At 60.2% G+C, this 21,108-nt stretch carries 16 protein-coding genes and 2 tRNA genes; 10 read left to right on the plus strand and 8 right to left on the minus strand.

The window, feature by feature from the left end:
• The 5 genes from AAG799_RS05745 to AAG799_RS05765 all read right to left on the minus strand — a co-directional run bounded on the left by AAG799_RS05745 (position 1) and on the right by AAG799_RS05765 (position 4,050).
• Positions 1-1,101 carry an ABC transporter ATP-binding protein gene (locus AAG799_RS05745; protein WP_341894846.1) on the minus strand — a complete coding sequence of 367 codons (1,101 nt, stop codon included), beginning with the start codon at positions 1,099-1,101 and terminating at the stop codon, positions 1-3.
• A gap of 59 nt (positions 1,102-1,160) precedes the next feature.
• Positions 1,161-2,333, minus strand: coding sequence for an extracellular solute-binding protein (locus AAG799_RS05750; RefSeq protein ID WP_341894847.1), 1,173 nt, complete (start codon positions 2,331-2,333; stop codon positions 1,161-1,163).
• A gap of 154 nt (positions 2,334-2,487) precedes the next feature.
• Positions 2,488-2,997: a TspO/MBR family protein gene (locus tag AAG799_RS05755; RefSeq protein ID WP_341894848.1), complete on the minus strand. Its 510-nt coding sequence runs from the start codon at positions 2,995-2,997 to the stop codon at positions 2,488-2,490.
• A 43-nt stretch (positions 2,998-3,040) separates the two neighbouring features.
• Positions 3,041-3,847 (minus strand): transporter substrate-binding domain-containing protein, encoded by an 807-nt coding sequence (locus AAG799_RS05760; RefSeq protein ID WP_341894849.1) that lies wholly within the window; start codon positions 3,845-3,847, stop codon positions 3,041-3,043.
• Between the two features lie 128 nt (positions 3,848-3,975).
• Positions 3,976-4,050: transfer RNA gene (locus AAG799_RS05765), tRNA-Gly, on the minus strand.
• Positions 4,051-4,387: 337 nt separating this feature from the next.
• On the opposite strand from AAG799_RS05765, the gene AAG799_RS05770 reads away from it, so the two are divergent.
• The 6 genes from AAG799_RS05770 to AAG799_RS05795 all read left to right on the plus strand — a co-directional run bounded on the left by AAG799_RS05770 (position 4,388) and on the right by AAG799_RS05795 (position 9,859).
• A tRNA-Glu gene (locus AAG799_RS05770) sits at positions 4,388-4,463 on the plus strand.
• 322 nt (positions 4,464-4,785) lie between these two features.
• Positions 4,786-6,363 carry a radical SAM protein gene (locus AAG799_RS05775; RefSeq protein WP_341894850.1) on the plus strand — a complete coding sequence of 526 codons (1,578 nt, stop codon included), beginning with the start codon at positions 4,786-4,788 and terminating at the stop codon, positions 6,361-6,363.
• Complete coding sequence (locus AAG799_RS05780; RefSeq protein ID WP_341894851.1) at positions 6,360-7,070, plus strand: class I SAM-dependent methyltransferase; 711 nt, start codon at positions 6,360-6,362, stop codon at positions 7,068-7,070. Before AAG799_RS05775 ends, AAG799_RS05780 begins: the two co-directional genes overlap by 4 nt.
• 239 nt (positions 7,071-7,309) lie before the next feature.
• Positions 7,310-7,906 (plus strand): methyltransferase domain-containing protein, encoded by a 597-nt coding sequence (locus tag AAG799_RS05785; RefSeq protein WP_341894852.1) that lies wholly within the window; start codon positions 7,310-7,312, stop codon positions 7,904-7,906.
• Between the two features lie 16 nt (positions 7,907-7,922).
• A complete protein-coding gene (locus AAG799_RS05790; protein WP_341894853.1) occupies positions 7,923-8,894 on the plus strand; it encodes a hypothetical protein in 972 nt (323 codons plus the stop codon).
• A complete protein-coding gene (locus AAG799_RS05795; protein WP_341894854.1) occupies positions 8,894-9,859 on the plus strand; it encodes a hypothetical protein in 966 nt (321 codons plus the stop codon). The genes AAG799_RS05790 and AAG799_RS05795 overlap by 1 nt, the downstream gene beginning before the upstream one ends.
• Before the next feature lie 19 nt (positions 9,860-9,878).
• Here the strand turns inward: AAG799_RS05795 and AAG799_RS05800 are convergent, their stop codons facing one another.
• Both AAG799_RS05800 and mog read right to left on the minus strand, forming a co-directional pair.
• The gene (locus tag AAG799_RS05800) at positions 9,879-10,376 is read right to left on the minus strand and encodes an Lrp/AsnC family transcriptional regulator (RefSeq protein WP_341894855.1); all 498 of its coding nucleotides are present in this window, start codon (positions 10,374-10,376) and stop codon (positions 9,879-9,881) included.
• A gap of 1,562 nt (positions 10,377-11,938) precedes the next feature.
• Positions 11,939-12,502 carry a molybdopterin adenylyltransferase gene (gene mog / locus AAG799_RS05805; RefSeq protein ID WP_341894856.1) on the minus strand — a complete coding sequence of 188 codons (564 nt, stop codon included), beginning with the start codon at positions 12,500-12,502 and terminating at the stop codon, positions 11,939-11,941.
• Positions 12,503-12,703: 201 nt separating this feature from the next.
• Here mog and AAG799_RS05810 point away from each other — a divergent pair, with 201 nt between their 5' ends.
• On the plus strand, positions 12,704-13,648 hold the full coding sequence (locus AAG799_RS05810) for a radical SAM protein (RefSeq protein WP_341894857.1): 945 nt from the start codon (positions 12,704-12,706) through the stop codon (positions 13,646-13,648).
• Between the two features lie 6 nt (positions 13,649-13,654).
• Here the strand turns inward: AAG799_RS05810 and AAG799_RS05815 are convergent, their stop codons facing one another.
• Positions 13,655-14,401, minus strand: a complete 747-nt coding sequence (locus tag AAG799_RS05815; RefSeq protein WP_341894858.1) for a cyclic nucleotide-binding domain-containing protein — start codon at positions 14,399-14,401, stop codon at positions 13,655-13,657.
• Between the two features lie 294 nt (positions 14,402-14,695).
• Between AAG799_RS05815 and AAG799_RS05820 the strand changes: the two genes are divergently transcribed.
• Genes AAG799_RS05820 through AAG799_RS05830 form a run of 3 tightly spaced genes read left to right on the plus strand, consistent with a single transcriptional unit; the run spans position 14,696 to position 21,104 of the window.
• On the plus strand, positions 14,696-15,979 hold the full coding sequence (locus tag AAG799_RS05820) for a nitrate/nitrite transporter (protein WP_297687285.1): 1,284 nt from the start codon (positions 14,696-14,698) through the stop codon (positions 15,977-15,979).
• A 15-nt stretch (positions 15,980-15,994) separates the two neighbouring features.
• A complete protein-coding gene (locus AAG799_RS05825) occupies positions 15,995-17,350 on the plus strand; it encodes a nitrate/nitrite transporter (RefSeq protein WP_341894859.1) in 1,356 nt (451 codons plus the stop codon).
• A gap of 22 nt (positions 17,351-17,372) precedes the next feature.
• A complete protein-coding gene (locus AAG799_RS05830) occupies positions 17,373-21,104 on the plus strand; it encodes a nitrate reductase subunit alpha (RefSeq protein WP_341894860.1) in 3,732 nt (1,243 codons plus the stop codon).
• Positions 21,105-21,108: the final 4 nt, after the last annotated feature.

A 21,108-nucleotide genomic window follows, 5' to 3' on the forward strand; every position in this document is an offset into this window, starting at 1 on the left:
TCAGTCCCGGCCGAAGCTCTCGCGCGGCAGCACCAGGGCGTCCTCGACCGGGTAGCCGATGACGGCCTCGGCGCCGATAGCGGGCACAGCGGCGGCGTCCGTGCGGCCCAGTGTCATCGTGATCTTCTGTCCGGTATCGCCGGCATTGAAGGCCACATGGGTGAGACTGCCTTCATAGGCCATCTCGCTGACACGGCCGCCGATCCACTGGTGTTCGCTGGGTGGATTGGGCTGCAGTACATCGGGGCGGATGAACAGCACGGCTTCCGATCCTTTGATCAGGCCGCGCGCATTGCGGCCCTTGAGCAGGCCGATTGGTGTTTCCACCACGGCAATGCCATCGTCAGAGGCCATCACCTTGCCGATGAAGGCATTGTTCTCGCCGACGAAGGAGGCAACGAAAGCGGTGCACGGCGCCTCGTAGATGCTGCGGCCATCGCCGACCTGTTCGATCACGCCGCGATTCATCACGGCAATGCGGTCCGACATGGTCAGGGCCTCGCCCTGGTCATGGGTGATGTAGATGAAGGTGATGCCGACCCGGCGCTGGATGGCGCGCAGTTCGTTGCGCATATGCTGGCGCAGCTTGAGATCGAGTGCCGACAGCGGCTCGTCCAGCAGCAGAACTTTCGGCTCGACAGCAAGGGCACGGGCAATCGCCACACGCTGCTTCTGGCCGCCCGACAATTCATCCACGCGCTTGCCGCCCTGGTCGGGCAGGGCGATCAGATCGAGCAGTTCATCGACCCTGGCATTGCGTGCGCGGCGGGACAGGCCGCGCACGCGCAGGCCATAAGCGATGTTGTCGGCCACGCTCATCATCGGGAAGAGTGCCAGATTCTGGAAAATCAGTGCAGTGGGGCGTTTGTTCGGGCCGATGCCCTGCATGTCGCGGCCATCCAGCAGCACGCGGCCTTGGGTGGGTTCGATAAAGCCCGAGATGGTGCGCAGCAGCGTGGTCTTGCCGCAGCCCGAAGGACCAAGGAAAGAGAAGAATTCGCCGGGCGCGATCTGCAGCGACGCATCGTCAACGGCGAGGAAATCACCGAAGCGGATGCTGACATGATCCAGCGTGATGGCGGCAGTCAGGGGTGCGGTCATGATCTGTGGCGAGACAGGACGGCTGGCGCCGGCAGCGACTTGCCGCCGGCGCCGCCGTATTACGCGGCCTTGAACTTTTCGGCGTATTGCGTGCGCAGCTCGGCGAACCACGAGGGCTCCGGCGGGCGATGCCACAGTTTGGTGGTCGCATCGTCGGGGAAAGCTTCGGTGAAGTTCTTCTTCGCCACATCCGATAGCAGCACATCGGCGCCCTTGGCGACTGGGTTGTAGCCTGAGCCATCGGCGACCTTGGCCGAGACTTCCGCCGTATGCAGGTAGTTGATCCACTCATAGGCCTGGGCGACATTCTTCGCGCCGGTGGTGAGCGCCCAGCCATCGAGCCAGGCGATTGCGCCTTCCTGCGGCGCCATATAGGAGACCGGCCGGCCCTGTTTCTTGAGCGACAGCGCCGGGCCATCCCAGGTCTGCCCGATCACCACGCCGTTTTCCATGAAGCCGGATTTGGTGTTGTCGGCCGAGTCCCAGAACTGTTTGATCCAGGGCTTCTTGCTGACGGCGAATTTCAGGATCTCGTCGTAGATTTTCTTCATGGTCGCCTCGTCCTTGAAGGCGTCCATCATGCGGTTCGAGGGCAGTTTGCCGATACGGTCCCACCACAGGCCGATACCGAGCAGCAGGGAATGCGGCCGGCCCTGCACCTTGCCCTTGAACTCATCATCCCAAAGTGTGCCGTAGCTGAGCGTCTTGTAGTCCAGCTTGGCCTGATCGGTGCGCCAGGCGATGGCCTCGCTGCCCCAGCAATGCGGCACATGATACAGCTTGGAATCCCAGGTCCAGACGCTGGTCGAACCTTCCAGCATTGCTGGCAGCAGGTTGTCGAGCTTCAGCTTGTTGGTGTCGAAGGGCCGCAGCACGCCGATATCCTTGAACTGCGGCGCGCGGTCGCGGGTCGGCTGGCACAGGTCAAAGCCGGTGCCGGCGGTCGCCTGCAGCTTGTTGATCTGCTCTTCGTTCTGCGAAAACGGCGTCTTGTTGATTTTGATGCCGGTCTTTTTCTCGAAATCCGGGATCACCGGATCGGGCAGTTCGTCATCCCAGTGCAGGATGCTGAGCGTGCCCGATGACGACCGCGCATCCTGGACGAACCACGGGCCGAGGGCGGCGACAGTGCCGGCCGCAACCGTGGATTTCAGCAGGGTGCGGCGGGTGAAGGCATGGGCGGCACGATAGGTGGTTAAGGCGGAAGGAACGCTGTCACGCTTCTTGGTCATCGCAAATCCTCCTCTGGATACCAGAGAGGATGTCAGCAGGATTCATGCCATGCGCGGACTCGGGCACAGGTGCGAACGGAGCGGCAATTGCGCGGCTCTGCTGCACCCCAGGCGAGCAGGATGGATACGGACTGCTCCGAATCAGGGCAGCCGGTCAGGCGGGGTTGAGCCACCAGATCGCGGCATTGAGCCAGACGGCGAAGCTGACCCAGGCCAGGTATGGCGCCAGCAATAGGGCTGCCCGGCGGTCATGGCGCCAGAACAGCGTGGCGGTTGTGGCAATCGCAGCCCACAGGATGGCGATCTCGGCCAGGGCCAGGTCCGGCCGCTGCAGCCCGAAGAACAGCGCCGACCAGGCGAGGTTCAGCAGCAGCTGGATGCCGAACATCGTCAGCGCGCCACGCGCCCGGCGCAGGCCGGCGCTGCGCCAGACCAGCCAGGCGGCAATCGCCATCAGCGCATAGAGCAGGGTCCAGACAATGGGGAAGGCGAGGTCCGGCGGTGTCAGGGCGGGCTTGGCCAGCGTCGGATACCAGCTTTTCACCGGGCCGGCGGTGATGGCGCCGCCCAGTCCAGATATGGCGAAGCAGGCTATGAGGCTGAGTGCCAGCGCACCAAGGCTTGGCAGCGACAGCACGGGATGGCGCGTGTGGCGTCTATACATGGATGCAGACTCTAGGCCGCACTGCGGACGACGCAAGGGCGGGTTATGGCTTCGCTCCTGCCGGTGCGACGACCGAGCTGGTGAGTCCCATGGCGTCGAGCGATTTCCGCACGCCGCCATTGGCCTTCTGTTCCTCGATGACCGTGCTGGCATAGACGAGGGCTGCGGCCCTGCCGCGGGGCACCGCTACGGCGGTCATCGTATTGAGGAAGCCGCCATCGAGTACGCGGGAGCCCGGCACCTTGCCGAGCAGGCCGACCAGCGATTCCCGCGACAGGCCGATGGCTTCGGCATTGCCGGCATTCACCAGTGCCACGGCATCGTCCACGCCGCGCACATGGACAACCTTTGCCTGCTTGAGGAAGGCGGCGGCGGCGCGCGCCGTGGCGGTGCCTTCCACGCCGGCAACGCGGATATCGGGCCGGTCCACGTCAGCCAGTGTTTTGACATTGGCGTGGCCGGCCACCAGCAGCGTGCTCTGCAGCAGATGATAGGCCGCGCCGAAATCCACCAGTTTGGCGCGGGCGGGGTCGTGGGGCATGAAGGTGACGTCCCAGGCATCCGTGTCGCCGGCTGCCGTGATTTCGCCGGTCGAGGCATAGGCCACGAACTGCACCGGCCGGCCGGCCTTGGCTGCGATGGCGTTGCCCAGATCGACGGTCACCCCCTTGAACTGTCCGCTGGCATCCTTGATCGCATAGAGCGCAGAGGGTGCCGGTGATATGGCGATGGCCACGCGCACCGGCCCTTTGGGGGCCAGTTCGCCCAAGGGTGCCGGCTGCGCCTGGGTGGGACCGGTCAGGACTAGCGCAGCCGCAAAGGCCGCCAGATTCAGGATAGCGCGCATCATTCCTCCCGCCGGCCTTATGGCCGTTCAGGCAAGTCTAGCGGGGCCCGATACCGGCCGACAGCCGGGAACGCCAGATGGCGGTCCGATCACGACGTATTGTGTGGAACTGTGGGATTTATCTGGAAATTTGGAGCGGGCGAAGGGATTCGAACCCTCGACCCCAACCTTGGCAAGGTTGTGCTCTACCCCTGAGCTACGCCCGCTCGGCGCTGGTTTTGCCGGCAGGGCCGGCAGGCCGGGAAAACCCGGTTCGGTCATTGGGAAACCCGAAGGCGGGAAACCCGAAGACCGATCAACCGACGGGGTGCCGGTTGCAGGCGCGCACTATACCCAGCCATGACTCCGATGCAAGCATCTCGTTTGACAAAATAACCGTCTGGCCAGGGGCTTCAACAGGCCCCGTGAAAGCGGTCAAGCCGCTGGGGAATCTGGGCTTATTCTCGCCTGGCATTTTGGCTGGGCACCAGCGAAACCCCTTGCGCCCGCAGGCCCGCTCCTGTATCTGGTGCGCCTCGCGCGGCAGGTCCGCGCGGCTTATGGGTCCCCATCGTCTAGAGGCCCAGGACGGCGCCCTCTCACGGCGCAAACCGGGGTTCGAATCCCCGTGGGGACGCCAACTTCAGGCATATATGAGCGTACTGGCCATCCGGTTCCGGGTTCTTCGGGCACCGTGAAGGGGGTTTTCTCGGGGTTGGCCCAAAACGTCGCTGGTCAGGGCGCGCGATCCATCATTAAATGGACTGGATTTCGCCGGGTCGGGAACCAATCATTAAGAATGGTTGTGTACCAGTGTCCCTCGGCAACTGTGGCCTGTTTTCCGACATGGCCACAGTCGGGGTTGTCGTTCACATTAAGTGGGCGTCCTGCTGTTGAATTTACCGGTATTGATCTGAGCGTGATGTGGCAGGCATCCGCAGAAATAGATCATGAGGGTCTGCATGAGCAGTGTTGCGGTCGTTTCACAGGAAGACACGTATGGCCTGAAGGCCTTCGTGGATGCAGCTGCGGGCGGTGCCCCGGTGCTGCAGGAAGTCAATAACTACCACCTGTCCTACGCTTTTCAGAAGCGGCTGGGGCGGGCGGAACTGATCATGATCTCGTCCACCGGCCACCGCGCCGTCTATGTGCAGTATGTGCGCATGGATGACAATGGCGGCATCCTCGGCCGCCCGCCGATCACGCCGGATGTGGCGAAATTCATCTTCGACAATTTTGCCGTCCGCGGCCACACCGAATCCTTCAACATCCTTGCGCGCGACCTGGAAACCGGTCGCCTGTCGGCCCGCCTTGCCGCGCCGAAGCCCGAAGATGTGCGCCACAAGCTGGGCAACACGGAAAACAGCTTCACCGCCACCGGTGCCAAGCTGGCCGCGCACTGGCCGATCTTTCACAAGCTGCGCGATACCGGCTATGGCAGCATCATCCGCGCCACGCTGACCAATCACCAGGTCTGCTCCTCGCGTTGCCATTTCTGTTCGACGATCGCCCGCAACAAACGCGACTCGGTCACGCTGGAAGAGGCGCAGAGATTCGTCACCACGCTGTATGACGATCAGGCGGCCTACAACCGCGAGCATTTCGCCAAATACAATGACGAATACCGCGCCTTGACCGGCAGTGATATTCGCCTGCGCGGCCTGATCCTCTCTGGCGGCGGCCAGCCGAACCTGTGGCCGCATTTCACCGAATTCGTGCGCTGGCTGGCTGAACGCGACATCGATCTCGGCCTGATCACCAACGGCTTCCCGCAGAAGATTCCGGAAGACGTCTACAAGCATTTCAAATGGGTGCGCATCTCGGTCACGCCGGCGGATGCGTCATCCTTCTACCCGGATGGCAAGTTCGAGGGGCAGTACATCCCCTCCACGCTGAAGAACAACCCCGATATCACGGTCGGCTATTCCTATGTGGATGGCCCATGGGCCGAGGAAGACATCCTGCCGCGCATCGACAAGTCGGCAGTGGAAAACGGTTTCCAGTACGCCCGCGTTCTGACCGACTGCAATCTGGGCCGCTCGGCACAGCTGCAGGCGCATCACAACCTGGCTGAAAAGCTGCACGATATCGGCCTGGTCAGCGATGAAGGCGTGGCGAAGTCACGGGTCTTCCAGCAGCTGAAGTATCACGGCACCGAGGACGAGGCGCAGAAGCTGTGGGACAAGGGTCAGTGCTTCCTGCAGTCCTACAACGTGTTCTGGGATACCACCGGCCATGAAGAGAATGGCCAATCCTACTGCTATCCCTGTGACTCGGTGACGGTGCTGTCCGACGACGCGGTCGAATTGAATTCGACCGCCTCCGAACGCCGCTTCAATTCCTCGAAATGGGGCACCGTGCCCAACACGGACGTGGCCAAGCTGTATACCGAAAAGCTGCATCCGTTCTTCGATCCGCGCGAGATCTGTCACTCCTGCCTGTTCATGCGCAACAATCAGGCCACCAAGGCCCTGATCGAGCGTGACAGCTATGACGACATCAAGCTTCCCGCCAACATCCAGCATCAGAACTTCCCATGACCGAGAAACTCCGCCTGGTGACTGAAAACGATCTGGATGCGCGTCGTCGCGCCCTGAACGCGGAATACGACGAAGACTACTACGAGCGCGGCGTGGTCGTCGGCAAATCCGGCTATATGAACTACAGCTGGATGCCGGAACTGACCATCCGCATGGCGCATTTCATGATCACCACGCTCGACATCAAATCGACCGATCGCGTGCTGGATTACGGCTGCGCCAAGGGCTACCTGGTCCGCGCGCTGCGCCTGCTGGGCGTCAATGCCGAAGGTGTCGATGTCTCGCGCTATGCCATCGATAATGTCGATGGCGCGGTCAAGGCGCATTGCCGCCTGATTGCCGACTCAGCCGATGCGCAGCTTTTCAAGGGACAATACGATCTGATGATCGCCAAGGATGTGTTCGAGCATATCCTCGAAGACGATCTGCGGACCCTGCTCAAGCATGCCCATCCGAACTGCAAGCGCATGTTCGTTGCGGTGCCGCTGGCGGCCGACGACCACTGCAATTCTTTCATCGTGCCGGAATACAACAAGGACATCACCCACATCACGATCAAGAGTTCGGGCTGGTGGACCAGGCTGTTCGAGGATGCCGGCTGGAAGGTCGATCATTTTTCGCACACCTTCCCCGGCGTGAAGGAAAACTGGACCGGTGCCTGGGTCGATGGCAACGCCTTCTACAGCATTTCGTCCGGGAAGGCCTGACCGGGGGATTATCTCATTCCCGGACCGGACCTCGCAGAAGAGGGAATTGCCCGGCTGGAATCTTGCCGGCAGCAAATTTTCCGTGCGCGGGTTGATGCATTTACGTTCAGACATTGGAAATTCCTCACACCGCGCCTGATCGGAAAAGCAGTCCCGCGTCGTTAACGACCGAGCAAGGTGGGTAGGATACTTTCACTGAGCAGATGGCAGGGTACGTAACGCCATCAAGGAGAACGGCCGTGTCAGAGCAAGTCGCTACCAGCGATATCACCGATCCCAACACCCATTGGTGCCGCGTCGTCATGGACCGCGAGACCAGGAAGTTGATGAGCGGCATAGACTACCCGAATATGTCCGCCCTGGAGATTTCAGGTGCGGCCTGGAAGGATTTCGGTTTCAAGGACTATACCGTAGCTGTCTATCCGGAATTCGATGTCAGCAAGCATGTTGCCTACAAGCCGGGCGGCGGCCAGTTCGACGTCGTGATTGCCGAACAGGTGATGGAGCATGTGCCCACTCCCTGGGTGGCGGTTACCGGCATGCGCGCCAGCCTCACGGATGGCGGTTATCTGCTGATCACCGTGCCTTTCTTCATCCGCGTGCATGGCCATCCCAACGATTACACCCGCTGGACCGAAAGCGGCCTGCGCAACATGCTGGAATGGGCCGGCTTCAAGCCGGAGAATATTCAGACCGGCTCCTGGGGCAACCGGGCCTGCGTGAATGCCAATTTCAAGGGTTCGGTCTGGCGTGGCGAGCCCTACGATCCGGCGAGCCATTCGCTGGAAAATGAGCCGGATGTACCGCTGATGGTTTGGGTTCTGGCCCAAAAATAAGCCAACTCCTGCGACAATGACAAATTTCGATCTCCGCTATATCAACCTGGATCAGGCGACGCAGCGCCGGACCATGGTGGAGCAAAGCTATGCCCAGAGCGGATTTTCACGGCGCTGGTCCTTTGAGCGCTTTTCCGCGATCTCAGCGGACTCCGCTGTGGTTCGTGATGCGCCGGGCCGGTTGAGCGGGCCTTACAAGGGCAATTTTCTCAGCCACATGACATGCACCAGGCAGTCGATCGGCCGCGACGCCCATCTTTTTATGACCGAAGACGATGTGCAGTTCTGCGATCAGACCGGCCCCATCCTGGAAGGCATCATCGATGCCATGGCAGATGATTCCTGGGATGTCATTCGCACGGAAATCAGCCTGCTGAGCGCGGTGGATTTTCCAAAGATTTACAAGCTGAGCGTATCTGAGGCGGGACGGGAAAAGGTCAGGCTGCTCGATCTGGGCGGCCTCGATTGCCCCAGCACGGGGGCGAGCGCCTATATCGTCAATCGCAAGTCGAAGCAGAAATTCATCCAGGTGATGGATGCGCTGGTTGCCCATAACGGCGGCTTGAACTTCCCTTTTGATGTTTGCCTGCATGACATGATCCGCCACAAATTCCTGCTCGGCTATGTGACGGTTCCATTCCTCACCGCGCCGTCATTCCATGCCGACGAAACGCAGGCGCCCATGATGAACGCCGGCCAGGCGACACCCCAGGACGAGATGGTCCGGTTGTTTAACCAAAGGCTGCTGGAACTGATGTCGGCTTTTCGGCGGCTGGTATGGATCGGATATGCGCCCGATCAGGTACTTCCCGCCAGCTATGGCGCCGGGAATGATCTCTTTCGCATGACCGAGCAGGACCTGCTGTTCCAGCGGATCGCCAGCTGGATGCTCACCCTGCAGCAAAATATTCCATACAGCAGCGACTTCCGGCTGCAATCACCCGAAATCAGTCGGGACATCCCCGCCTATCAAGACAGGATAGCATAATGGCTGACTTTGATCTGTTTTATATCAATCTGGATCAGGCAGTGCAGCGGCGTGAGCTGATCGAGAAGAGTTTCGCCGATAGCAAATTCTCCAGCCGCTGGACCTTCAACCGTTTCCCTGCCGTCTCGGCGACCTCGGAGATGGTGCTGCGTGCGGAAGGCAAGTTGAGCGGGGCCTATAAAGGCAACTATTTCAGCCATGTCGAATGCGTGCGGCAATCGATAGGTCGTGACCGGCATCTGTTCATGGCGGAGGATGACCTGGAGTTTTGCGCCGAGACCGGCCCAATTCTGGAACAGATTGTCGATACCGTGCCCGAGGATTCCTGGGACATCATCCACGCGGAAATCACGCTGATGAGCGCGCGCGATTTTCCAATGCTGTTCAAGCTGGATCGCCAGTCCGAGGGACGCAAGAAGGTCAAGCTGATCAACCTCGTCGGCTTTCCCTATGCCTGTTCCGGTTCAGGCGCGTATATCGTCAACCGCCGCGCGAAAGAGAAATTCATCGCGTTCATGGACAGCACGGTGAAGAATTACGGTGGGCGCATCGATCATCCGTTCGACATCTGCCTGCGCGGCGCGCTCAAATTCGGCGGCCTGACCGGCTTTCTCACCTTTCCCTTCCTGACTGCACCGTCGATCCATGCCGACCAGACCCAGGCCCCCTGGGGCGCCTATGACGCTTCGGTCGAGCAGGTGAAGCAGATCCATCTCGAACTGATCAATGCATTCCGTCGCCTGGTCTGGGTGGGCTATTCGCCCGACAAGGTGATGCCAGACGTGCTGAACCGTCACGGGCATGAAATGCTGCTCATGAGCGAGCGCGACAAGCTGTTCCAGAAGATCATGCCCTGGCTGATGTACCTGCAGTACAACGCGCCTTACACCGACTACAACTACCTTAAGTTCCTGCCGCAGCAGTTCGACTGCATCGCAGCCGGCAAGGATTCCGACCCGCCCTGAATCTGCCCGCCGGCGTTTTTCAGTTGGCGGCGATCTCTTCGGCCGGCATGTCGACCGGTACGCCCGGCTCGCTCTTGGAGCAGCGGATGGTCAGCGCGGTTTTGACATGCGCGACATTCTGCAGTGCGGTCAGTTCCTTGGTCAGGAAGGTCTGATAGGCGTCCCAGTCGCGTGCCACGATTTTCAGAATGAAATCATTCTCGCCGGCCAGCATGTAGCATTCACGCACCTGGGCCCAGCCGGCCACGGTCTGCTCGAAGGCCACCAGGTCATGCTCGGCCTGGCTGTTCAGCCCCACCATGGCAAAGACAGTGACGCCGTAGCCCAGCAATTGCGGGTTGAGGTCGGCATGATAGCCCTTGATATAGCCGGCCTCTTCCAGAGCGCGCACCCGGCGCAGGCAAGGCGGTGCGGAGATGCCGACCCGCTGGGCGAGGTCGACATTGGTCATGCGGCCATCGGCCTGCAGATCGGTAAGAATCTTGCGGTCGATGAGGTCGAGTTTGACGCGTTGCATGGAAATTTTCTCAAAGGGGAAGATTGCGCAATAATATTATAATTTCTCGCAAGAATCCAAGGGTTGCGGCCGAAAGAAAATTGCGTGTACGGAGGAACTCAGCTCCTCATCCAGGCTATTGCCGCCCCAGCCAGTGCGGTTGTTGTCACGCACACGGAAAATACTTCTATCGACGATTTTCCCAGTTTTGCCAGGCTTAATTACTTCAAAAACACGGTAATGCCTTCATTCCCTTGGCAGGATGCCCGATTACTCGAAAATTCCTTCAATAAGTATCCAAGACTGGTGCCCATGGAGAAGCGGTCCTCTAGCAGGCGTCATGAGACTCCGGAAGTGATTTTCCACGTATCCTACGTTTTCAAATGATCGTTTGTAGGCAACTTACTGCACTTGGAAAATGCGATGATGTACGGATACGCTAGAGCAAGTACCTCTGAGCAAAATCTGGATTCCCAAGTTGACGCGCTGCTTGAGGCTGGATGCAGCCATGTAATAAGTGAAGTTGGATCAGGGGCGTCACGCAATCGTCCAGAACTATCGCAACTGCTTCAGGCGCTTCGTCCTGGCGATGTTCTCGTCGCCTGGAAACTCGATCGCGTAGCGAGAAGTTTGCAGCACCTACTAGAAGTGATCAGCACCATTCAGAAGACTGGGGCGCATTTCAGATGCCTTACCGCACCGATTGATACTAATTCACCGACCGGGACGTTGATCTTGCAAATCCTCGGCGCCATCGCGGAATTTGAGCGAGGCCTAATCCGAGAGCGAACGTTAGCCGGGCTACAATCCGCAGCAAATCGAGGCAGGACCGGAGGTAATCCTAAGCTGAAGAGTGGTGATAAAAACCATGTCAAACTGCTTGTTGATCTTAGAAGGAAGACATTCCAAGAAAAGGTACGGCGCAATGCCAAGCTTTGGCTCCCTATAATTAGGAAGAGTCGTCCACAAAAGAGTTGGAATCGCTGTCTCACGCAGGTCAACGCAAAATGCCCGCGGAACTCTCAATTCACGCTCCCGAAATTATTGCGCCATGTAAAGGTCGGGATCGAGCTTGGTTGGCTTGAGGGATCAGTCTTAGAGCAAGCACCTCCGCTTATTTCGGCTCCGCTACTCTTAGAAGAAAGCCCAGCTATAAAAGTGATTGTCGTTGCGCTGAGAGCCAGGGCGAATTCTACGCTGCGCGAATTGGCTGCCGAGTTAAAGGCGGCGCGGATTCGAAGCCCTCAAGGCCTTAACGAATGGCCACTAAGTTCCGTTTCGAATTTGGTTAAGAGGGCGAGAATGCTGAGGTTCAGTTTGAACAGCTGATCGTGACAGCTAGGTGGCTGCCGATCTTCTGTATGGTAGCTTCAATGGAGCCGTCCTTTGCACTTACAAAGCTCTCCTCAGATCTATGCATCCACGGATACGCGAGAATGGCGCGTGTACCGGATGCCGTCGTTCTACAGCTAGTGCGGATTTCGGTTTTGCAGCGGCTGGCCGCTGACTATGCGACAAGACAGTGGCATGCCTCACCAGTCGAAATCCCTAGCGGGATTATAGGCCCTGACCCGGTCGAGCGGTCAGACGCTTTTAAGGGTTTGGTTCGACTGGCGTGGCCGAAAAGCCGCGCAGACGGCAGGATCGGTCTCCAGATACGGGCCGCCGATCAGATCGATGCAATAGGGGATGGCAGGAAAGACGGCTGCCAGGCATTCGGCTATGGCGCTCGGCTTCCCCGGCAGGTTCACGATCAGGCTTTGGCCGCGTATTCCGGCTGTCTGGCGCGACAGGATTGCGGTCGGTACCGACTTCAGGCTGACACTTCGCATCAGCTCACCGAAACCCGGCATCATTTTCTCGCAAATACTTTCGGTCGCTTCCGGGGTGACATCACGTAGGGCCGGGCCGGTACCGCCGGTAGTCACGATTAGCGGACACCGCTGACGATCTGTCAGTTCAGTGAGCGTCGCAGCAATCAACGGATGTTCGTCCGCAACGATGCGCGTCTCCGCATGCCAGGGGTTAGTCAGAATGCGCCGCAGTTCGGCGATGATGGCGGGCCCGCCGCGATCCTCGTAGATGCCGGCGCTGGCTCGATCTGATATCGTCACGACACCAATCGGTATGTCCTGATTCATTGTCATCATCCTGCTACATGGTTGTGCATCGCTCTGGTGCGGTTCCGGCGCCAGTTTCACAAGACGGCCGGGGTGGAAAATTGACCTTGATCAACAGGTCGACGCCATCAATTGCCCGGCGCGGCAACAGGCCGCAGCGCAATTAACAAGTCGTTCAGCATCACTGCGACGGTAATCGTATTCGCAGATTCATAGAAAGGATGCGAGATGACGATCACTGAACGAATCGATGCTATCACCCGCCTGGATGAGGTGAGCGCCAAGGCCGTAGCGCCAATCCCGCGATCTGTAAAAATCGAGCTGACCGGGCGCTGCAACTTTGCCTGCGCTTTCTGCGCGCGCGAGATGATGTTGCGTGATCAGAAAGACATGGACAAGGATCTGTTCAAACGCTTGGCACTGGAGATGCGGCAGGCGGGCGTTGAAGAGCTCGGCCTGTTCTATCTGGGAGAATCCTTCATGGTACCCTGGCTGCCGGAAGCGATTGCTCATGCGAAGACCGCGTGCGGATACCCTTATGTCTTCCTGACCACGAATGGATCTTTGGCCACGCGCGAGCGCGTGCGCGCTTGCATGGACGCAGGCTTGGATTCTTTGAAATTCTCTTACAATTTCGCCGATGCGGAACAGTTCAGTGATGTTGCCGGTGTGAAGCCACGCTATTTCGAGGCGATTAAGGCCAACATCCGTACCGCTCGCGAGGTGCGCGATGCTGGTGGGTACAGCTGCGGCATTTACGCCTCCTATATCGAATATGATGGTGAGCAGGGCCAGCGCATGCAGGCGGCGCTGGAAGATATCCGCGGCTATGTCGATGAGATCTACGCCTTGCCCCTTTACAATCAGGCCGATTTCGTCAGTGGCGAAGAAGACGTGCGCGGCTGGGCTTCCATTGCCGGTAATCGCGGCCGTGCCGCGGCCCTACGTGACCCGCTACCTTGCTGGGCGGTTTTCACAGAGGGGCATATCACCTGGGATGGCAAGCTGTCGGCTTGTTGCTTCGATCATGACGGCCGTTTCCATATGGGCGATCTGATGACGGAAGGTTTTGCCAAAGCCTGGAATTCCGAGACATTCCAGGCTCTGCGTGCGGCACATTTGAGGCGAGATGTGACCGGTACGGCCTGCGAAGGCTGCGTTGCCTATAAATAACCGGTATCAGCGCGCCGCGAAGTCCTGCAGCTCGGAAGGCTCGCTTGCGTCTGGCCGATTGCCCGACAGGGCAGCGGTCACGGGCCGATAAAGAGCCTGCAGGCGTTCTATATCGCTGACTTCAATGTGGTTTCCGCTGGCCCGGACACCACAGCTTCGCAGTTGTTGGAAGGTTCGGGACAGGCATTCGGAACTCATCCCAAGCTCTCCAGCAATGGTTTTCCGGTCATCGAGCAACTGGAAACTGGCCGGTCCTGCATTGGTGGTGCAGTGGCGCACCAGATAGCTGGCAAGGCGTTCGACCGCCGTATGCAGTTTGACTTCGCGCAGATGCTCGACCAGCAAGCGCCAGTGCCGGGCTAGAATCTCCACCATCATCATCGCAAGGCCATGCTCCGTTTCTAGGGCCTGTCGGAAACGAGTGCTTGGAATCAGAACGATGCGCGACGGAGTCTTGGTTTTGGCAGTCACCAGATAGGGCAGTTGCAGGATGGTGGCCGCGCTGACGAAGATTTCTCCGCTTCCAAAGGTGGTCACGACGGTCGTTTCGCCATCGCAGCATTCTGCGGTCAGGGAGACACGTCCGCTGAGGATCAGATGGACGCATTCGGATTCCTCGCCCTGACGGGTGAGAATGGCATTCTTGGGGAATTCCCGGACCGGGCAGCCACGCACCAAGCGCTCCGCGACCACGCCGCCTAATTTCCGGTAAATATCTGTTTTCTCGAAGAGTTCCTGATCATCAGGGCGCATGCCGTTGTCCTCCTGCCAATCACAAGATAACCCTCCCCGGTGCGACGGCATTGACCGACATCAAGCCCGTCGATCCGCGCAGCTGCGAAGAGATTTTGACAATTATCAAGAAATTGCACTGCAAAAAGCGGCCGACGGATAGCGGCTTGATCTAGGACAATCCGTTTTCTCGCGAAGCTTTCCATCGTCAGTCCACACAGCTCGTTGTCACTCGATACGGCTGCAGGAGCATGACAGATGATTGCGCGTTCAGACCCCGACACAAACCCCGCAGGCCAGACCCCGGCTCTGGTCATGAGTACGGTTGCATTCACCGTCTGCTTTGCGGTGTGGACGATCTTTTCCATCATCGGCATCCAGATCAAAGCGGATCTCGGGCTTAATGAAACCCAGTTCGGCTTGCTGATCGGCACGCCGATCCTGACCGGATCGCTCAGCCGCCTCATGCTTGGCATCTGGACCGACCAGTATGGCGGCCGCCTGGTTTACACCGTGGTCATGGTCGCAGCGGCGATCGCGACCTGGCTGCTCACCTCAGCCTATTCCTATGAAACATTTCTGCTAGCGGCGCTGGGCGTCGGCATCGCCGGCGGCTCTTTCGCGGTCGGCGTCGCCTATGTTTCGAAATGGTATCCTAAGCACAAGCAGGGCACTGCCCTGGGTATATTCGGCATGGGCAATGTCGGTGCCGCAGTCACCAAGTTCATTGCTCCCTTCGTCATGGTCGCCTTCGGCTGGGAGATGGTTGCCAAGGTCTGGGCCATCGGTCTGCTGGTGATGGCCGTCCTGTTCCTGCTGCTGACCAAGGACGATCCGGCCCAGGCCGAGCGCAAGCGCACCGGCGCCAAGCCGGAGCCGCTGCTGCGGCAGCTGGCACCGCTGAAGAACCTGCAGGTCTGGCGTTTTTCACTCTATTACTTCTTCGTTTTTGGCGCCTTCGTGGCGCTCGCCCTATGGCTGCCGCGCTATTACATGGGCGTCTACGGCCTCGACATCAAAACCGCCGGCATGCTGGGTGCGGCTTATTCTATCCCGGCCAGCCTGTTCCGCGCTTATGGCGGTGTTCTGTCGGATAAATACGGCGCCCGCCGGGTCATGTACTGGACCTTCATCGTCTCGGTGATCTGCACGTTCGTCCTGTCGTACCCGGCCACCGATTATGTCGTACATGGCATCAAAGGCCCGATCAGCTTCACGCTGGCCATCGGCTTCCTGCCGTTCACCGTCATCACTTTCGTGCTCGGCTTCTTCATGTCGCTCGGCAAAGCCGCCGTCTACAAGCATATCCCGGTCTATTACCCCGGCCATGTCGGGGCGGTGGGCGGCGTGGTGGGCCTGATCGGCGGCCTTGGCGGCTTTGTGCTGCCGATCACGTTCGGGGCTCTGAACGACATCATCGGCGTATGGACCAGCTGCTTCATGCTGCTGTTCGCCCTGGTCGCCACGGCGCTGACCTGGATGCATTTCACCATTCAACGCATGGAACGTCGCAAGCATCCGGGCCTGCGCGGACCGCAGGATCTGCCGGAACTGGCCGAAGGCGGCATTCCGGCGCGGATTTCGGGCAGCGCCCGGTAGAAGGAAGCCATCATCATGACTGTCACCAACGAAACCGCGGTGCCGCGCAAGGGTCATTGGCTAAGCCGCTGGGAGCCGGAAAATCCCCAGTTCTGGGATGCCACCGGCAAGGCGATCGCCTGGCGCACACTGATCATCACCACGGCCAACCTGACCATGGCCTTCATCGTCTGGTTCATGGTCAGTGCCCTGGTGGTGCGCTTGCCTGGCGCCGGGTTCAAGCTCAATGCCGGCGAGCTGTTCTGGCTGGCGGCCATGCCCGGACTGGCTGGCGGCTCGCTGCGCATCATCCACACTTTCCTGGTGCCGCTTTACGGTACCCGCAACGTGGTGGCGATCTCGACGCTCAGCCTGCTGATCCCGGCCGTGGGCTGGTTCTATGCTGTACAGGATCCCACCACGCCCTACTGGGTGCTGATGGTGCTGGCCTTCCTCGCCGGTCTCGGCGGCGCCAATTTCTCCTCCTTCATGCCGAGTACCAGCCTGTTCTTTCCCAAACGCCAGCTAGGCACAGCATTGGCGATCCAGGCCGGCATCGGCAATTTCGGCGTCAGCATCGTGCAGTTCGTCACGCCCTGGATCATCGGCCTGGCGCTGTTCGGCACGCTGGCTGGCGAGCCGCTGCCCTTCACCCGCGCGGGCGTGCAGAGCCAGATATGGCTGCAGAATGCCGCGCTGCTCTATGTGCCCTTCATTGCCCTGTTCGGCATCCTGGCCTGGTTCATGCTGCGCAGCGTGCCGGTGCGTGCCAACTTTCGCGATCAGCTCGATATCTTCAAGCTGAAGCACGGCTTCTTCATGACGCTGCTGTACATCATGACCTTCGGTTCGTTCTCGGGCTTTTCGGCGACCTTCCCGCTGCTGATCCGCCAGACCTTCGGCGGCTTCCCGAATGCGCCCGATCCGCTGGCCTATGCCTTCATCGGGCCGCTGATCGGTTCGGTCATGCGTGTGATCGCGGGTCCGCTGTCGGACCGCTTCGGCGGCGCCGTGGTCACGCAGTGGTCAGGTATCGGCCTGATCGCATGTGCCATCGGCGTGTCTTTCTATACTGCGCCGACCTCGATGGCTGATTTCCCGTATTTTCTCGCCTTCATGCTTGGCCTGTTTTTCTTCTCCGGTATCGGCAATGCCTCGACCTTCAAGCAGATGCCCATGCTGTTCGAGCCGCGCCAGGCTGCTGGCGTGATCGGCTGGACCAGCGCGATGGCGGCCTATGGTCCGTTCGCTGCCGGCCTGATGCTCGGTTACTCGATCACCCTGTTCGGTTCACCGAACGCCTTCTTCTACTGGGCCGCTTTCTATTACGCAGTCAATGTCGCCATCAACTGGTGGTACTACGCCCGCAAGGGCGCCCCGAATCCGTGCTGAATTCGAAACGGAGTGACCAGCCATGAGTCGTTTTCTCGATCGCCTAACCTATTTTCGCAAGCAAGTCGGCAGCTTCTCCGATGGACACGGCATCGTCACCACTGAGGATCGCGCCTGGGAGAATGCCTATCGCGACCGCTGGGCGCATGACCGCATCGTGCGCTCCACGCATGGCGTGAACTGCACCGGGTCGTGTTCGTGGAAGATCTATGTCAAGGGCGGCATCGTCACCTGGGAAACCCAGCAGACCGATTATCCGCGCACGCGGCCCGACCTGCCGAACCATGAACCGCGCGGTTGTTCGCGCGGCGCCAGCTACTCCTGGTATCTCTACAGCGCCAACCGGGTGAAGTATCCGATGATCCGCGGCCGGCTGATCCGGCTGTGGCGCGCGGCGCGGAAAACCCATCGCGATCCGGTCGCCGCCTGGCAGTCCATCGTCGAGGACAAGGCCAAGGCGAAGGAATACAAGTCTGCGCGCGGCCTGGGCGGTTTCGTGCGCGCGAACTGGGACGAGGCGAACGAGATCATCGCCGCTGCCAATGCCTACACGATCAAGGCCTTCGGGCCGGATCGCGTGATCGGTTTCTCGCCGATCCCCGCGATGTCCATGGTGTCTTATGCTGCCGGCAGCCGCTACCTGTCGCTGATTGGCGGCGTCTGCATGAGCTTCTACGACTGGTACTGCGATCTGCCGCCGAGCTCGCCGCAGACCTGGGGCGAGCAGACCGACGTGCCGGAATCGGCCGACTGGTACAATTCGACCTTCCTGATGCTCTGGGGCTCGAATGTGCCACAGACGCGAACGCCCGATGCCCATTTCATGACCGAGGTGCGCTACAAGGGGACCAAGGTCGCGGTGGTGACGCCGGATTATTCGGAAGCGTCCAAATTCGCGGATCTGTGGCTGCATCCCAAGCAGGGCACCGATGCGGCGCTCGCCATGGCCATGGGCCATGTCGTTCTGAGCGAATACCACGTCAAAACCCGCAGCAGCTATTTCGAGGATTACTGCCGTCGCTATACCGACATGCCCAACCTGGTCATGCTGGTGGAACGCGACGGGCGCCTCGTGCCCGACCGCTTCCTGCGCGCCTCCGATTTCGCCGACAATCTGGGCGAAGCCAACAACCCCGACTGGAAGACACTCGCCTTCGACGAGACCAGTGGCAAGCTGGTCACGCCGCTGGGCTCGATCGGTTTCCGTTGGGGCGAGCAGGGCAAGTGGAACCTGGAGGAGAAAGACACCGCGGGCAGCGAGACCAAACTGCGTCTGGGCCTTAAGGGCATCGAGGACGAGCTGAAGCCGGTCGCCTTCCCGTATTTCGGCGGCATCGTGAACGAGCATTTCCCGAACAATGCCCAGACGGATGTGATTGAACGGAAAGTCCCGGTCAAGCGCATCGAAACCAAGAACGGCGCGGTGCTGGTCACCGCGGTCTACGACCTGTTCATGGCTAATTACGGCGTCGATCGCGGCTTCGACGACCCGAACACGGCGAAGAGCTTCGACGATAACCAGCCCTATACGCCGGCCTGGCAGGAGAGCATCACCGGCGTGCCGCGTGAACAGGTGATCGCGGTCGCTCGCGCCTTTGCCGATAATGCCGACAAGACCAAGGGCAAATCCATGGTCATTCTCGGTGCGGCGATCAACCACTGGTATCACGCCGACATGAACTACCGCGGCATCATCAACTTGCTGGCGATGTGCGGTTGCATCGGCCAGTCGGGCGGTGGCTGGTCACATTATGTCGGGCAGGAAAAACTGCGGCCGCAATGCGGATGGCTGCCGCTGGCCTTTGCGCTGGACTGGCACCGTCCGCCGCGCCAGCAAAACTCGACCTCCTTCTTCTATGCCCATACCGGGCAGTGGCGATATGAAAAGCTGGCGGTGGAAGAGATCCTCTCGCCGGTGGCGCCGAAGAAGCTGACCGGCTCGCTGATTGACTTCAATGTGCGGGCGGAACGGATGGGCTGGTTGCCTTCGGCACCGCAGGTGGACCGTAATCCGCTGCAGATCGCCAGGGATGCTGCCGCCGTTGGACAGGAGCCGGCGCCCTATCTGGTCGACAAGCTGAAAAGCGGCGACATCCGCATGGCCTGTGAGGATCCGGACAATCCGGTGAACTTCCCGCGCAACATGTTCGTCTGGCGCTCCAACATTCTCGGCTCCAGCGGCAAGGGCCACGAATACTTCCTCAAATACCTGCTCGGCACCCAGCATGGCGTGCAGGGCAAGGATCTGGGCCAGGAAGGCGGGCGCAAGCCCGAAGAGGTGGTGTGGCGCGAAAGCGCGGAAGGCAAGCTCGACCTGCTGGTGACGCTCGACTTCCGCATGTCCACCACCTGCGTGTATTCTGACATCGTGCTGCCGACGGCCACTTGGTACGAGAAGCACGACATGAACACCTCCGACATGCATCCCTTTATCCATCCGCTGTCGGCGGCGGTTGATCCGGCCTGGGAAGCGCGCAGCGACTGGGAAATCTTCAAGGGCCTTGCCAAGAAATTCTCGTCGGTCTGCGAAGGCCATCTCGGCGTCGAGAAGGACGTGGTGATGACGCCGCTGATGCACGACACCCCGGGAGAGCTGGGACAGGCCTTCGAACCGAAGGACTGGCGCAAGGGCGAGATCGAGCCGATCCCCGGCAAGACCATGCCGCAGATCACCGTGATCGAACGCGACTATCCGAATACCTACAAGAAGTTCACCGCGCTGGGTCCGCTGCTGAGCAAGATCGGCAATGGCGGCAAGGGCATCAGCTGGAATACCCAGCATGAGGTCGAATTCCTCGGAAAGCTGAACGGCAAGGTCACCGAGCCGGGCGTCAGCCAGGGCATGCCGCGGATCGAAACCGACATCGAGGCGGCGGAAGTAATCCTGTCGCTGGCGCCGGAGACCAACGGCGAGGTGGCGGTGAAGTCCTGGGCGGCGCTGTCGAAGGCGACCGGCCGCGACCATACGCATCTGGCGCGCCCGCGCGAGGACGACAAGCTGCGCTTCCGCGACCTGCAGGCGCAGCCGCGCAAGATCATCTCGTCACCGACCTGGAGCGGGCTGGAATCCGAGCATGTCAGCTACAACGCCTGCTATACCAACGTGCATGAGCTGATCCCCTGGCGCACGCTGACTGGCCGTCAGCAGCTCTACCAGGATCATCCCTGGATGCTCGCCTTCGGCGAGGGCCTGTGCACCTACCGGCCGCCGATCGACACGCGCAGTGTTGCCGCCGTGCATGGCAAGCGCAGCAACGGCCATCCGGAAATCCTGCTCAACTTCATCACGCCGCACCAGAAATGGGGCATCCACAGCACCTATACCGACAATCTGCTGATGCTCACGCTGTCGCGTGGCGGGCCGATCGTCTGGCTCAGTGAAGTGGATGCCGCCAAGGTCGGCGTAGAGGATAACGACTGGGTCGAGGTGTTCAACGCCAATGGTGCACTTGTCGCCCGCGCCGTGGTCAGCCAGCGTGTCAACGAAGGCATGCTGCTGATGTATCACGCGCAGGAAAAGATCGTGAATGTGCCGGGCAGCGAGATTACCGGCGCCCGCGGCGGCATCCACAACTCGGTCACGCGCACCACGGTAAAGCCGACGCATATGATCGGCGGCTATGCCCAGCTGAGCTACGGCTTCAACTACTACGGCACGATCGGCACCAACCGCGATGAATTCGTGGTGGTGCGCAAGATGACCAATATCGATTGGCTGGACGGTCCGCGGGTCAGCACCGCGGCCGCCGAATAAGCCA

It is taken from the genome of Ferrovibrio terrae (assembly GCF_943371255.1).
Taxonomy (GTDB): domain Bacteria; phylum Pseudomonadota; class Alphaproteobacteria; order Ferrovibrionales; family Ferrovibrionaceae; genus Ferrovibrio; species Ferrovibrio terrae_B.

What these genes read in the sequence shown, in the direction of transcription:
- AAG799_RS05745 (WP_341894846.1), bottom strand. Translation starts at nt 1,101, where the DNA reads ATGACCGCACCCCTGACTGCCGCCATCACGCTGGATCATGTCAGCATC.
- AAG799_RS05750 (WP_341894847.1), bottom strand. Translation starts at nt 2,333, where the DNA reads ATGACCAAGAAGCGTGACAGCGTTCCTTCCGCCTTAACCACCTATCGT.
- AAG799_RS05755 (WP_341894848.1), bottom strand. Translation starts at nt 2,997, where the DNA reads ATGTATAGACGCCACACGCGCCATCCCGTGCTGTCGCTGCCAAGCCTT.
- AAG799_RS05760 (WP_341894849.1), bottom strand. Translation starts at nt 3,847, where the DNA reads ATGATGCGCGCTATCCTGAATCTGGCGGCCTTTGCGGCTGCGCTAGTC.
- AAG799_RS05775 (WP_341894850.1), top strand. Translation starts at nt 4,786, where the DNA reads ATGAGCAGTGTTGCGGTCGTTTCACAGGAAGACACGTATGGCCTGAAG.
- AAG799_RS05780 (WP_341894851.1), top strand. Translation starts at nt 6,360, where the DNA reads ATGACCGAGAAACTCCGCCTGGTGACTGAAAACGATCTGGATGCGCGT.
- AAG799_RS05790 (WP_341894853.1), top strand. Translation starts at nt 7,923, where the DNA reads ATGACAAATTTCGATCTCCGCTATATCAACCTGGATCAGGCGACGCAG.
- AAG799_RS05795 (WP_341894854.1), top strand. Translation starts at nt 8,894, where the DNA reads ATGGCTGACTTTGATCTGTTTTATATCAATCTGGATCAGGCAGTGCAG.
- AAG799_RS05800 (WP_341894855.1), bottom strand. Translation starts at nt 10,376, where the DNA reads ATGCAACGCGTCAAACTCGACCTCATCGACCGCAAGATTCTTACCGAT.
- mog (WP_341894856.1), bottom strand. Translation starts at nt 12,502, where the DNA reads ATGACAATGAATCAGGACATACCGATTGGTGTCGTGACGATATCAGAT.
- AAG799_RS05810 (WP_341894857.1), top strand. Translation starts at nt 12,704, where the DNA reads ATGACGATCACTGAACGAATCGATGCTATCACCCGCCTGGATGAGGTG.
- AAG799_RS05815 (WP_341894858.1), bottom strand. Translation starts at nt 14,401, where the DNA reads ATGCGCCCTGATGATCAGGAACTCTTCGAGAAAACAGATATTTACCGG.
- AAG799_RS05820 (WP_297687285.1), top strand. Translation starts at nt 14,696, where the DNA reads ATGAGTACGGTTGCATTCACCGTCTGCTTTGCGGTGTGGACGATCTTT.
- AAG799_RS05825 (WP_341894859.1), top strand. Translation starts at nt 15,995, where the DNA reads ATGACTGTCACCAACGAAACCGCGGTGCCGCGCAAGGGTCATTGGCTA.
- AAG799_RS05830 (WP_341894860.1), top strand. Translation starts at nt 17,373, where the DNA reads ATGAGTCGTTTTCTCGATCGCCTAACCTATTTTCGCAAGCAAGTCGGC.